The sequence below is a fragment of the Leucobacter sp. PH1c genome (assembly GCF_000633415.1).
Lineage (GTDB): Bacteria > Actinomycetota > Actinomycetes > Actinomycetales > Microbacteriaceae > Leucobacter.
Genome location: NZ_AYMV01000029.1, coordinates 41,052 through 54,314 on the forward strand (window position 1 = coordinate 41,052; position 13,263 = coordinate 54,314).

Consider the following 13,263-nt stretch of genomic DNA (forward strand, 5'->3'; position numbering starts at 1 on the left):
ATGAGCGGACTGCGGGACATCACCCCTGCATGTACTGTAGCGGGCGCGGGGCACGTGGCCGGCACTGCGGCGGCGGAGTTACTCCTCGCGGGCGGGGAGACCGGCCTTCGCGCGCTCCTCGTCCTCGATCTGCCGGTACACCCGGCGCTCCGTGCGATCCGCGCGCAGGATGAGGCGGATCACCATCCAGAAGAAGATCCCGATGAGCACGGTCGGCGTGAGCGACCAAACCGCGTTCGTCCACCAGCTGTCCATGCCGCCCAGTGTACCGGGTGCCCCGCGGGGATAGCTGAACGCCCACCCGCCCGAGGGCGAGTGGGCGTTCCACGCGGATCCGGCTCCGGTTACTTGACGAGCGGGAACAGAATCGTCTCGCGGATCCCGAGACCGGTGAGCGCCATGAGGAGGCGATCCATGCCCATGCCCATGCCCCCCGACGGCGGCATGCCGTGCTCGAGCGCGCGCAGGAACTCCTCGTCGACGCCCATCGCCTCGTCGTCGCCGCGGGCCGCTTCAGCCGCCTGCTGCACGAAGCGCTCGCGCTGCACGACGGGGTCGACGAGCTCGGAGTAGCCCGTGGCCAGCTCGAAGCCGCGCACGTACAGGTCCCACTTCTCGACGACGCCCGGGATCGAGCGGTGGTGCCGCGTGAGCGGGCTCGTCTCGACCGGGAAGTCCATCACGAAGGTGGGTCGGGTGAGCGAGTCGATCACGAAGTGCTCCCAGAGCTCCTCGACGAGCTTGCCGTGGTTCGGCAGCTTCACCTCGACGCCCTCGGCCGCGGCGAGCTCGAGCAGCTCCTCGACCGAGGTCTCGGGGGTGATCTCGCGGCCGGCCGCCTCCGAGAGCGAGCCGTACATGGAGATGCGATCCCAGTCGCCGCCGAGGTCGAAGAGCGTGCCGTCGGCCCACTCGACGACCTGGGTGCCCTCGCGCTCCGTGCCGACGTTCGCGGCGAGCGCGGCGTTCTGCACGAGGTCCTGCGTGAGGTCGGCGATGCCCACGTAGTCGGTGTAGGCCTGGTACGCCTCGAGCATCGCAAACTCGGGGCTGTGCGTCGAGTCCGCGCCCTCGTTCCGGAAGTTGCGGTTGATCTCGAAGACCCGCTCGAGGCCGCCGACGACCGCCCGCTTCAGGAACAGCTCGGGCGCGATCCGCAGGAAGAGCTCGGTGTCGAACGCGTTCGAGTGCGTGACGAACGGGCGCGCGGAGGCGCCGCCGTGCATCGTCTGCAGCATCGGCGTCTCAGCCTCGATGAAGTCGCGCTCCGCGAAGGTGCGGCGGAGGCTCGCCATCGTGCGCGCACGCGTCACGACGTTGCGGCGGGCCTGCTCGCGCTGGATCAGGTCGAGGTACCGCTGACGCACGCGGGTCTCCTCGTTCAGCTCGGAGTGCATGTTCGGCAGCGGCGCGAGCGCCTTCGCCGCGATCTGCCACTCGGTGACCATGATCGAGAGCTCGCCGCGGCGGCTCGAGGCCACCTCGCCGCGCACGAAGAGGTGATCGCCGAGATCGACGAGCTCCTTGTAGGCGGCGAGCGACTCCTCGCCCACCTCGGCGAGGCTCACCATCGCCTGGATGCGCGTGCCGTCGCCCGCCTGCAGCGACGCGAAGCAGAGCTTGCCCGTGTTGCGCTGGAACACCACGCGGCCGGCGACGCCGACGATCGCGCCGGAGGCGGTGTCGGGGGTCTCCTCGAGGTGGCCCCACTCGGCGCGGACCGCGGGAATCGTGTGCGTCACGGGAACCGCGACCGGGTAGGCCCCGCCCTCGAGCCCGGCGCCGGCGTTCAGTTTGTCGCGCTTCTCCAGGCGCACGCGCTTCTGCTCGAAGATCTCCTCGGCGCTGACGGCCGGGGCCGCGTCAGCGGTGGCCGGGTCGACTGCGTGGGGTGCGCTCTGATCGCTCATGTGGGGGCGTGTCCTCCGTGATGTGACGTCCGTCGCAAGGATCCGACGGTCCGTACCATCCTAGGCCAGCCGCGCGGGGCTCAGGATTCGTCGTCGTGCGGGCCGGGCCCCGCCGCGTCGTCGCGACCGGCGGCCGCGAGCAGCTCCTCCTCGACGGCGGCGCGGAGCACGCCGCCCGCGAGCCGATCGGGGCGTTCGAGGCCGAGCGCGCGCAGCGCGTCCGTCGTCTGCCGCACGACCGCGCGAGACAGCTCGGCCGCGGCGGTGATGGCGTCGGCGTAGGCCGCGCGGTCCTGCTCGCGCACGATCACGGGCTCCGCGCCCATCTCGACCGCGAGCGCCTGCCCGATGGGGAGCACGGGCGCCGGCGCGGTCACCGCGACCGTCGCGCCCGAAAGCCGACCGAGGTCGAGGCTCGTCCCGGTGAACACGATCGCGGGGTGCAGCGCGATCGGGATCACGCCGGCCGCGAGCGCCGGCCCGAGCACGCCCGTGCCGTGCTCGGGCGCGGTGTGGATCGCGAGCTGACCGGGCTGCCACGCACCCGTCGCCGCGAGCCCCGCGACGAGGCCGGGCAGCTCGTCCCCGGGAACGGCCAGCAGCACGAGCTCGGAGCGACGCACCACCTCGGGCACCTCGAGGATCGGCACGCCGGGGAGCATCGCCTCGGCGCGCTCCCGGCTCTCCTCGCTCACGGCGGAGATGCCGGTGATCGCGTGGCCCGCGCCCGCGAGCGCCCGCGCGAGCACGGGGCCGACGCGGCCCGCGCCGATCACGCCGACGCCGAGCCGCGACTCCTGCGCGCCCGGCAGCATCAGCGCTCGCCCCCGGGGAGGGGCGGGGCTGCGGGTGCTGCGGGTGCTGCGGGTACTGCGGGTGCCGGGGCCGCGGGAGCCGGGGCTGCCTGCGCGGCCGCGGGGAGCCCGGCCGGAGCGCGTGTGCCCGCGATGCGGCGCGCCTCGGCGCCCTGGATCCGGAGCACCGCTGCCGCGAGCTCGTCGAACACGCGCTGCGCCTCGCCGAGCGCGAGACCGCGCATCTCCATGCGCACGGGGCCGAGCACGGTGTGCGCCTGCACCGAGGCGAGCCCGAGCATGCGGTGCACGAGCGGTCGACGCAGCTGCACCGACTGGGCGCGCACGATCGGCATGATCGAGAGCGAGCGGGTGAGCACGCCGCGGCGGATCCGGAGCGTCGCGTCCTCGCTGCCGAGCCCCTCGAGCGCGATGCCGGCCCGCGGGCGCCCCCACCAGAGCACCCAGCCCGAGCGCCGGCCCGCGCCGCGGTAGCCCGTCGCGGCCCCGCTCAGGCCGTTGCGGAGCGCGGCGATCTCGGCGTCATCGTCGCCGACGCCGGGGAGCAGCGTGTCGATGACGCGCAGCACATCGGCCTCCACGCCGACCGGGAGCACCACGTTCTGCGCGGCGTTCTGCCCGCCCTGCGCGACCGAGTGCCCGGCCGTCGTGATCCGCACCCGCCACCAGCCGAGCGGGCGCCAGAACAGCGGCTGCCGCGCCTCGATCGCGTGGATGCGGCCGAACGGGATGGACTCGGTGAGCGTGGAGGTGAGCCCCGCGCCCGTGCGCACGGTGTCGCGGCCGCGCGAGAGCGTGAAGTTGAAGCCGCGGTTGAACTGGCTGAACATCACACCAGCCATCACGACGATGAGCGGGAGGATACCGAGAATCATGAACGGCTCGAGGATCGCGCCGCCGATCACCACCGCGATGACGACGGCGATGAGCATGATCGCCTCCCAGCTGAGCGCGATGCTGCCGAGCAGCCGGCCCACGGGCACGCGCACCAGCGCGTTCGCCGCGACCGCTTCCGGATCTACGTCGGTGTCGACGAAGTCCTGCGCGCGCCCGGCGAGGCCCGCCGTCTCGGCGTCGTAGACCGAGCCGTCGAAGGCGACGGCCGCCGGGCCCTGGATCCCCTCGATCGGCTCCTCCGCGGACTCCCCGCGGCGCTTCTGCGCGGCGCGGCGCATGATCTGCTCGCGCACGGTCTTCGCGTCGGCGTGGCCGAGGTAGGAGAGCTCCACCTTGCCGTCCTGCCCCGCGGTGACGACCTCGATCTTCGTGAGGCCGAGCGCGCGAGCGAGCATGGGCCGCTGGAGGTTGACGCTCTGGATGCGCTCGAGCGGGGCGCGGCGGTGGTTGCGGAAGAGGATCCCGCTCCGCGTCTCGACCGCCTCGGACGTGACGCGGTAGCTGGAGAAGCGCCACGAGAGCCACGAGAACAGCACGATCAGCAGGATGATCGCGAGCGCGCCGCCGAGCACGAGCAGCAGGAGCCCCTGCTCCACGACGTACGTGAAGACGTTCTGCTCATCGATGATCCCCGCGAGATCCTCGTTGTCGAGCGCCTCGCGGGCGAAGAAGAACTCGACCAGCCGGTCGCGGAAGTTCGCGATGACGATGCCCGCGATGACGAGCAGGGCGAGCCCGCCGCGCAGGAGCGGCGAGAGCGGGTGCATCCGCCGCCAGCCCTGCGCATCCGCGGTGCCGGGGAGCTCGCTCACAGGCCCGACCGCCGGGTCTCGGCGAGCAGCACGAGCCGGTCGCGCAGCGCCTCGGCGTCGTCGAGGCGCAGCCCGGGCAGCTGGACGCCGGTGGCCGCGGAGGCGGTCACGAACTTCAGCGTGGCGAGCCCGAGCGCGCGCAGCAGGGGGCCCCGCGTCACGTCGACGAGCTGCAGGCGGCCGTAGGGCACGGCGACCACGCGCTCGAACATGATCCCGCGCCGGAAGAGCAGGTCGTCCTCGCGCAGGATGTAGCCGATCGCGCGCACGCGGCGGAATGCGAACAGCGCGTTCACGAGGAGGGCGACCACGACCGCGGCGAGCCCGAGGAGCGGGAGGAGGCGCTGCTCCCCCGCGTTGATCACGATGACGAACGCGAGCACTGCGCCGACGATGAGCACGAGCACGAGGTTGACGATGAGATCGGCCCAGGCGTACGACGGCGAGACGCGCTGCCAGGTGCCGTCGCCCTGCGGCCAGTCGGCGCCGGGCTCGGCTGGCTGGGCTGCGGGCTGGGCTGCCGGCTGGGCTGCGGGCTGGGCTGCCGGCTGGGCTGCAGGCTGGGCCGGCTGGGCTGCCGGCTGGGCAGCAGGCTGCGCAGCGGGCGCGGCCGGCTCGGCCGGGGTCGCCGGGGCGGGCTCGGCGTGGGCCGGGGCGGGGCTGTTCTGGTCCTGCGGCAGGGAGTCACTCGTCACCCCACCAGCCTAGGCCAGCGCGCCCCCGACCGGGAGTCGCGGGGAGCCGTGCGGACTCGCGAGGGGCTGCCGCAGCGCCCGCTACGGGCCCCGGTACGCGGTCTGCCCCGCGGGATCCGGATCCGAGTCGCCGGGTTCCGGCGCGTCGCCGTCCCCGGGCGGAATCCGGCACAGGTGCTCCGTGATCGCCGCGCAGGTGACGAGCACCGCCCCCGCCGCGCAGACGAGCACCATGGGCAGCCAGCTCTCGCTCGGCGCGGGGACGCTGCGCCCGAGGAGCGACAGCGCGAGCCCGCCGCCGAAGCCGCCGAGCAGCGCACCGACGAGCTGTCCCGCCCGCGCCGTGGCGAGCAGCCGCACCGCGTGGAACGGGTTCACCGCGCCCGCGCGCCCACGAACCATGCGGCGCAGCCGGATGCCGAGGGCGAGCAACACCCCGGCGATGAGCACGAGCATGAGCGCGAGCGAGAGCGGCGGCACGAACGGGGGCGCCCCGCGCCCGGAGAGCGCGAACTGCAGTACGAGACCGATCGCGATGCCCATCGCCCCGGCCGCGGCGACCGCGAGCGGGCCCGTGCGCTCCTCACCGCGCATGGGGCGCCTCCCCTGCGGGCGGCGCGGGATCCGACGCCCCGAGCGGAAGCGTCGTGTCGCCCACGCGCTCGAGCAGCTCGGCGACCCGGCCGTGCCCCATCAGCACGGCGTCCGGGTCGAGGGCGAGCCACGGCGAGAGCACGAAGTCGCGCTCGTGTGCGCGCGGGTGCGGCACGGTGAGCCGCTCGTCCTGCACGACCCGACCGCCGAACAGGATGATGTCGATGTCGAGCGTGCGCGCGCCCCAGCGCACTTCGCGCGTGCGCCCGTGCGCCGCCTCGACGCGCTGCACGAGGTCGAGCAGCTCGTGCGGGGAGAGCGTGGTGCGGGCGGTGGCTACGCCGTTCAGGTAGCGCGGCGCGTCCGGATCCGGGCCCTCGGGCGTGAGCGCGATCGTCTCGCGCAGCGGGGACGCCACGAAGCCGCTGATACCGGGAGCAGCGGAGAGCTCGTCCTGCGCGGCGCGGATGGTCTCGCCCCGATCTCCCAGGTTCGCCCCGAAGGCGAGCAACACGGGAACCACCTGCGCGATCACCGCTCGCCTCCCGAGACGGCGCGGCGCACGACGGAGACCGCCACATCGGCGAAGGTCGCGGGAATCGGGGCGTCCGGCTTGTGCACCGTGATCCGGGCCTGCCGCACCCCGGCGAAGCCGAGCGCGACGTCGGCGACGCGCTCCGCGACCGTCTCGATGAGGTCAACGGGATCGCGCTGCACGGCCGCGACGATCGCCTCGGCGAGCTCGCCGTAGTGCACGGTCGCGCCGAGCGCATCGCCCGCGGCCGCAGCGCGAAGGTCGACCGCCACCTCGGCGTCGATGAGGAAGCGCTGCCCGTCGGCGCGCTCGAAGTCGAAGACACCGTGGTGCGCGAACACCTCGAGCCCCGTCAGCACGATCCGGTCCTCGGGGAGCGCGGACGGGGCGGACGGTGCGGGTGCGGGCGGGGCGGCTGCGATCTGCGTCCCAGCTGCCGCGCTCCCCCAGGCCGCGGCGACCGCGAGCGCCTGCACGGTCCCGGCCACGTCGTGCACGCGCACGCCCCAGGCCCCCGCGCGCGCGGCGAGTGCGCTCACCACGGCGGTCGCGAGATCGCGCTCGTGGGGGGTACCGGCTGACGCGGCGGGCTCGGTTTCCGCGGCAGGGGCGGCGCCCGGCTGCGGCGTGCGCGCCGCGGCCGGGACGGTGTCGAGTACCTCGGCGAGCATCCGCTTCCGCGAGGCCCCGATGAGCACGGGGAAACCGAGCCCCGTGAGCGCGTCGAGCTGGGCGAGGATCCGCCAGCCGTCGGCACCCGTCTTGTCGAAGCCGAGGCCCGGATCCAGCACGAGGTCCGACGGGGCGACGCCCGCCGCGATCGCCGCCGCCGCGAGTCCTGCGAGGGCGTCGCGCACCTCGGCGACGGCGTCGCGGTAGGCGGAACGGCCGTGGCCGGGATCCGGGATCCCCCGCCAGTGCCCCACGATGAAGCGCACGCCGTGCTCGCGGCTCGCGGCGGCCGCGACCCCCAGCATGGCCGGGTCGTTCAGCCCGCCCGAGACATCGTTGATGAAGCGCGCGCCCGCAGCGACAGCGGCCCGGGCGGTCTCCGCGTGGATCGTGTCGATCGACACCGCGATCCCCGCCGCAGCGAGGCGCTCGATCACGGGGAGCACGCGACGCTGCTCCACCGCCGGGGCGACCGGCTCGGCGCCGGGCCGGGTCGATTCGCCGCCAACGTCGATGATGGTGGCGCCCTGCGCGACGAGCAGTTCGGCGCGGGCGAGGGCGGCGTCGAGGGAGGTGTAGCGGCCGCCGTCGCTGAAGGAGTCCGGGGTCACGTTCAGCACCCCCATCACCTCCGTGCGGGGCGCGGCGCTCATCGCTCGGCCCCGGCGGGCGGGGCCAGGAGCGCGAAGACGGCCGCCTGCTCGGCGGGCTCCGCGAGCACGCCGCGGGAGGCGACGGTGACCGTGGTCGCGTCGACCTGGCGCACGCCGCGATCCGACACGCAGCCGTGGCTCGCCTCCAGCACGACGAGCACGCCCGCGGGATCGAGCCCGTCCTGGAGGGTCTGCGCGATCTGCTCGCCGAGCCGCTCCTGCACCTGCGGGCGGGCGGCGAGGGTCTCGATGACGCGCGGGATCGCGCTGAGCCCCACCACGCGGCGCCCGGGGCGGTACGCGACGTGCGCGCGCCCCCGGAACGGGAGGAGGTGGTGCTCGCACATCGAGCGGAGGGTGATGTCTCGCACGAGCACGAGCTCGCCCGTGTCCGCCCCGACCGGGACCGCGTCGCTCAGGAAGCCCGCGGGATCCGTGCCCACGCCCGCGAAGAACTCGGCGTACGCATCGGCCACCCGGAACGGCGTGCTCGCCAGTTCCGGGCAGTCGGGGTCGGATCCGATCGCGCTCAGCATCTCGCGCACCGCCGCGGCGATGCGCTCGCGATCCACGGTCTCGCTCACGCGCTTACCGTGCGTCGTCCGCGTCGTCCGCGGCGGGCGCGGCGCCCAGGTTCCGCGGCGGCTCGGTGGGCGCGGGAGCTGCGGGAGTTTCCGGAGCTGCCTGAGCTGCCTGAGCTTCAGGGGCCTCGGGAGCTTCGGCCGGGGCGCCGCTCGCGGTGTCCGCGTCCTCGGGGCGGTCAGCCGCGGCCAGCTCGCCGTCGGTGCGCACCGCAGCGGGCACCTCGATCGGCGGGCGATCCGAGACCGGGCGATCCGAGTGCGAGAGCCAGGTGGGGCGCTCCGGGAGCTTCTGCACGTCGCGGAAGATCTCCGCGATCTGCAGGTGATCGAGCGTCTCCTTCTCGAGCAGCTCGGCGGCGAGGCGATCCAGCACGTCGCGGTTCAGCACGAGCGCCTCGTACGCCTCGTTGTGCGCCTGCTCGAGCAGGGCGCGCACCTCGGTGTCGACCGAGACGGCCACCCCCTCGGAGTAGTCACGGCTCTGACCGAACTCGCCGAGGAAGGCGCCGGGCTGTGCCTGGCCGAGCTTCACCGGGCCGATCGACGCGGACATGCCGTACTCGGTCACCATCTTGCGCGCGGTGCCCGTGGCCTTCTCGATGTCGTTGCCGGCGCCCGTCGTGGGGTCATGGAACACGAGCTCCTCGGCCACGCGGCCGCCGAGCGCGTACGCGAGCTGATCCTGCAGTTCGTTCCGAGTCACCGAGTACTTGTCCTCGAGCGGGATCACCATCGTGTAGCCGAGGGCGCGGCCGCGGGGCAGGATCGTGATCTTCGTGACGGGATCCGTGTGATTCAGCGCCGCGGCGACGAGCGCGTGCCCGCCCTCGTGGTACGCCGTGATGAGCTTCTCCTGGTCCTTCATCACGCGGGTGCGGCGCTGCGGGCCTGCGATGACGCGGTCGATCGCCTCGTCGAGCGCGCGGTTGTCGATGAGCTGCGCGTTCGAGCGGGCCGTGAGCAGCGCGGCCTCGTTCAGCACGTTCGCGAGATCCGCACCCGAGAAGCCCGGGGTCTTCCGCGCGACGACCTCGAGGTCCACGTTCTTCGAGAGCGGCTTGCCCTTCGAGTGCACCTGCAGGATCTTGAGTCGGCCCGGCATGTCCGGCGCATCCACGCCGATCTGACGGTCGAAGCGGCCCGGACGCAGCAGCGCGGGATCGAGCATGTCGGGGCGGTTCGTCGCCGCGATCATGATGACGTTGGTCTTCGGGTCGAAGCCGTCCATCTCGACGAGCAGCTGGTTGAGCGTCTGCTCGCGCTCGTCGTGGCCACCGCCCATGCCCTGGCCGCGGCGCTGGCCGACGGCGTCGATCTCATCGATGAAGATGATCGCCGGGGCGTTCGCCTTCGCCTCCTTGAAGAGGTCGCGCACGCGGCTCGCGCCCACGCCGACGAACATCTCGACGAAGTCCGAACCGGAGATCGTGTAGAACGGCACACCGGCCTCGCCCGCGACGGCACGCGCGAGCAGGGTCTTGCCCGTTCCGGGAGGGCCGTACAGCAGCACGCCCTTCGGGATGCGGGCGCCCACGGCCTGGAACCGCGTGGCGTCCTGCAGGAAGTCCTTGATCTCGTGGAGCTCCTCGACGGCCTCGTCCGCACCGGCGACGTCCGCGAAGGTGACCTGCGGGGTCTCCTTCGAGACGAGCTTCGCCCGCGACTTGCCGAACTGCATCACCCCGCGGCCGCCGCCCTGCATGGACGACAGCATCCACCAGAGGAGCGCGCCGATCAGGAGCAGCGGGAGCAGGAAGCCGAGCAGCGACCACAGCGGGTTCGGCTGCGGCACCTTGTCGGTGAAGCCGTCCTTCAGCTTGGCGTCGGTGACGGCATCCACGACGGCCCCGCCGCGCTGCGAGACGTAGTAGAAGTACACCTCGTCGGTCGCGAGCTTCGTGTCGGCCTTCGTGAGCTTCAGGTTGACGCGCTGGTCACCGTCGATGATCTCGGCCTCGGCGACCTTGCCGTCGGCGATGAACTCGAGGCCCTGCTTCGTGGGGACCTCGCGCACGTTGCCGCCCGAGAGGAGGGACCAGCCGATCAGCACGATCAGCGGGGCAAGGATCAGATAGAGGAGCGGGCCACGGAACAGTTTCCTGCTCTTCGTCGAGCTCTTCGGAGAATTCTCTGCCAAGTCAGGGCCTTTCGAGGGTGCCGTGCCGGAGGGTTCCAGCCGTTGCAAGCGTAACCAATTCCACTGTCCACCTACTGTGCGGAATCCGCTTGTCCGCTCAGGGCGCAGCCGGAGCGCTGCCCGCCGAGCCGCGCGGCCGGGGCGCCTGCGTGCTCACGCGGGCGCCCCGGAGAGCGGATTAGGCCTCGCCGCCGTAGACGTGCGGTGCGAGGATCGCGACGTCGCGCAGGTTGCGGTAGTTCTCCGCGTAGTCGAGGCCGTAGCCCACGACGAACTCGACGGGGATATCGAAGCCGACGTACGCGACGTCGACCTCGACCTTGAGCGCCTCGGGCTTGCGGAGCATCGTGCAGATGCGCACCGACTTCGCGCCACGGCTCTCGAGGTTGTCCTTCAGCCAGGACAGGGTGAGACCCGAGTCGATGATGTCCTCGACGATCAGCACGTCGCGGCCCGTGATGTCGGCGTCGAGATCCTTCAGGATCTTCACGACGCCGCTCGACTTCGTGCCGGCCCCGTAGGAGGACACGGCCATCCAGTCCATCTGCGCGTGGAAGCGCAGCTCGCGCGCGAGATCCGCCATGACCATGACGGCGCCCTTCAGCACGCCGACGAGGAGCGGCGGCTCCTCCGGGTAGTCGGCCTCGATCTCACGGGCCATCTCCCCGAGCCGCGTGAGCAGCTCGGCCTCGGTGTGCAGTACGACGGAGAGGTCATCCCCCAGGTGTGTGGAATCCATGCGGCTATGTTAGTGCCCGCCGCTGGGCGGTTCTGCACGGCCTAGCCGCGCGCCGCGCGCGGCGATCCCTGCTGCCGGGCGAGCCGCAGCACGTCGCCCGCGCGCGTCGCCCGGATCCCCGGCACGAAGGCGGGCCCCTGCCCGCGCCACTCGGTGGCGAGGGCGGCGACGGCGAGCGTGTGCTCGCGGCTGAGCTGCGCGCCGTACTCGGCCGCGGCCCGGCGGATCACACGGTGCCGGATCGCGGCGGGGAGTGCGGCGAGACCCCGCGCGTCGAGGTCGATGGGGGCGGGCTCGGGCTGGGTGGGCTCGGGCTGGGCGAGCTCGGCTGGGCCTGGCCCGGCCGGGGCCGGCTGGGCCGTGTGCGGCTCGGCCGTGCCTGGCTCGGCCGGGGCCTGCTGGGCGGCCGGGGCCGGCTGGGCGGCCGGATGCGCGCGCAGGCGCGCGAGCGCCTCGGCCGCGAGCGCGTCGAGCGCGTCCGCGTCCTCCCGGGCGAGGTCCGCGGAGCGCGCGAGCCCCGCGGCCGCGCCCGCGCCGAGCTCCTCGACGAGCACGGGCAGCACCCGACGCCGTACGCGGACCCGCGCGTACACCGGATCCGCGTTGTGCGGGTCCGTCCAGGGCGCGAGCCCGGCGCGCGCGCACGCCGCGATCGTCACGTCCCGGGTGATCTCGGGATCGGGAGCGAGGAAGGGGCGGAGCAGCACCGCGGACTCCCCGATGTCCCGCTGCTCCGGGATCCCCGCCAGGCTGCGGGTGCCCGAGCCACGGGCGAGCGCGAGGAGCACCTGCTCGGCCTGGTCGCTTCGGGTGTGGCCGGTGAGGATTACGCGGGCGCCGCGCTCCTCGGCGACATCGCGGAACGCCGCGTATCGGGCCGCTCGCGCGGCGGCCTCCGGTCCGCCCGGTGCGCGCTCGGCTACCCGCACGCGCCGCACGAGCACCGGGTCGAGGCCGAGCTCGCGCGCCTGCGCGGCCGCGCGGGCGGCCACTGCTGCGGAGTCGTGCTGCAGCCCGTGGTCGATGAGGATCGCGCCCGCACGCCAGTTCAGGCGCGGGGCTTCGTGCGCGAGCGCGGCGGCGAGGGCGAGGGAGTCGGCGCCGCCGGAGAGCGCGACGAGGGCGAGCGGCGGCGCGTGCTCGGCGGTGCCAGTGCCGGTGCCGGTGCCGGTGCCGGTGTCGGTGTCCGCGGCGATCCCTGTGAGGGTGCGGCGGACGGCGCGGCGGGTGTCGAGCAGGGGCCGATCGGACATGCTCTCAGGCTACTCGGCACTCGCGGTCGCCCTGCCGAGCCTGTGTCCCGAGAACCGGTGCTCTGCAGGGCCTGCACCCCACCCCACTCGCGCCCTCCGATCCCGCAGGAGAAATCAGAATTCTCGGAGGCTGGCCCACCCAAAGTTCCGAGATCGCAGATTTCTCCTGCGGGTTCGTCGCTGGGAGGGCGGGTTCGTCGCTGGAACTGCGGGTTCGTCGCTGGGAGTGCGGGATCGACACGAGGGGTGCGGGGTCGACACGGGGGGTGCGGGTTCGGCGCTGGGGCGCGGGTTCGTCGGGCCAGGGCACGGCGGGCGTCGGGTAGCCTGGTGCCAGCACTATCCGCTGGGTCGGGAGTCCGCCCGCCCACCACACGATTGAAGGAGCGCGCATGACCGCTGCATTCGACGCCGTCATCGAGATCCCCAAGGGGAGCCGCAACAAGTACGAGGTCGACCACGAGACCGGCCGGGTGTACCTCGACCGCGTGCTCTACACCGGCTTCGTCTACCCCACCGACTACGGCTTCTTCGAGGAGACCCTCGGCGAGGACGGCGATCCGCTCGACGTGCTCGTGCTGCTCGACTACCCGGTGTTCCCCGGTGTCGGCATCAAGGTGCGCCCCGTGGGCGTGCTCAAGATGAGCGACGAGGCGGGCGGCGACGACAAGGTCATCGCGGTGCAGCACAAGGATCCCCGCTGGGCGCACATCCAGGACGTCGCCGACATCCCGGAGTACACCCGCAAGGAGATCGAGCACTTCTTCGAGCACTACAAGGATCTCGAGCCCGGCAAGTGGGTCAAGGTCGACGCGTGGGGTTCGGCGGCTGACGCCGAGCAGCTGATCGTCGAGGCGCAGGAGCGCCTCGCGGCTCAGGGCCACTAAGCTCCGCAGACCTCAAGGCAGCTCCGCAGAGCTCAACGGCCGCGCGGCTGCGCAGCCGGAACACAGCGAACGGGCCCGGG

General features: G+C 73.2%; 12 protein-coding genes and 1 pseudogene. 1 reads left to right on the forward strand and 12 read right to left on the reverse strand.

The annotated features are described in order from the left end of the window. Positions 1-78 precede the first annotated feature (78 nt). The 12 genes and pseudogenes from U874_RS15680 to tilS form a co-directional block, all read right to left on the reverse strand. Complete coding sequence (locus U874_RS15680; RefSeq protein ID WP_198525842.1) at positions 79-255, reverse strand: hypothetical protein; 177 nt, start codon at positions 253-255, stop codon at positions 79-81. A gap of 89 nt (positions 256-344) precedes the next feature. Beyond that, the gene (gene lysS / locus U874_RS0110545) at positions 345-1,910 is read right to left on the reverse strand and encodes a lysine--tRNA ligase (protein ID WP_025134505.1); all 1,566 of its coding nucleotides are present in this window, start codon (positions 1,908-1,910) and stop codon (positions 345-347) included. Positions 1,911-1,990: 80 nt separating this feature from the next. Continuing rightward, the gene (locus tag U874_RS0110550) at positions 1,991-2,725 is read right to left on the reverse strand and encodes a Rossmann-like and DUF2520 domain-containing protein (protein WP_025134506.1); all 735 of its coding nucleotides are present in this window, start codon (positions 2,723-2,725) and stop codon (positions 1,991-1,993) included. Then, complete coding sequence (locus tag U874_RS0110555; RefSeq protein WP_025134507.1) at positions 2,725-4,434, reverse strand: PH domain-containing protein; 1,710 nt, start codon at positions 4,432-4,434, stop codon at positions 2,725-2,727. The genes U874_RS0110550 and U874_RS0110555 overlap by 1 nt, the downstream gene beginning before the upstream one ends. Further along, a pseudogene (locus tag U874_RS15925) lies at positions 4,431-4,715 on the reverse strand (PH domain-containing protein); the annotation flags it as partial. The gene U874_RS0110555 and the pseudogene U874_RS15925, both read right to left, overlap by 4 nt. 495 nt (positions 4,716-5,210) lie before the next feature. Continuing rightward, positions 5,211-5,723 (reverse strand): DUF3180 family protein, encoded by a 513-nt coding sequence (locus U874_RS0110565; protein ID WP_025134509.1) that lies wholly within the window; start codon positions 5,721-5,723, stop codon positions 5,211-5,213. After that, entirely contained in the window at positions 5,713-6,258 is a 546-nt protein-coding gene (gene folK, locus U874_RS0110570) for a 2-amino-4-hydroxy-6-hydroxymethyldihydropteridine diphosphokinase (protein ID WP_025134510.1), read from the reverse strand. The genes U874_RS0110565 and folK overlap by 11 nt, the downstream gene beginning before the upstream one ends. After that, complete coding sequence (gene folP / locus U874_RS0110575) at positions 6,255-7,583, reverse strand: dihydropteroate synthase (protein ID WP_029988253.1); 1,329 nt, start codon at positions 7,581-7,583, stop codon at positions 6,255-6,257. The genes folK and folP overlap by 4 nt, the downstream gene beginning before the upstream one ends. Next, positions 7,580-8,119: a GTP cyclohydrolase I gene (folE, locus tag U874_RS0110580; protein WP_051582886.1), complete on the reverse strand. Its 540-nt coding sequence runs from the start codon at positions 8,117-8,119 to the stop codon at positions 7,580-7,582. Before folE ends, folP begins: the two co-directional genes overlap by 4 nt. A gap of 52 nt (positions 8,120-8,171) precedes the next feature. Continuing rightward, positions 8,172-10,304, reverse strand: coding sequence for an ATP-dependent zinc metalloprotease FtsH (gene ftsH, locus U874_RS0110585; RefSeq protein WP_025134513.1), 2,133 nt, complete (start codon positions 10,302-10,304; stop codon positions 8,172-8,174). Between the two features lie 178 nt (positions 10,305-10,482). Then, the gene (gene hpt, locus U874_RS0110590; protein WP_025134514.1) at positions 10,483-11,043 is read right to left on the reverse strand and encodes a hypoxanthine phosphoribosyltransferase; all 561 of its coding nucleotides are present in this window, start codon (positions 11,041-11,043) and stop codon (positions 10,483-10,485) included. A 41-nt stretch (positions 11,044-11,084) separates the two neighbouring features. Further along, positions 11,085-12,296, reverse strand: a complete 1,212-nt coding sequence (tilS, locus tag U874_RS0110595) for a tRNA lysidine(34) synthetase TilS (RefSeq protein ID WP_025134515.1) — start codon at positions 12,294-12,296, stop codon at positions 11,085-11,087. Positions 12,297-12,688: 392 nt separating this feature from the next. Between tilS and ppa the strand changes: the two genes are divergently transcribed. Further along, on the forward strand, positions 12,689-13,183 hold the full coding sequence (gene ppa, locus U874_RS0110600; RefSeq protein WP_025134516.1) for an inorganic diphosphatase: 495 nt from the start codon (positions 12,689-12,691) through the stop codon (positions 13,181-13,183). The last annotated feature ends 80 nt before the right edge of the window (positions 13,184-13,263 follow it).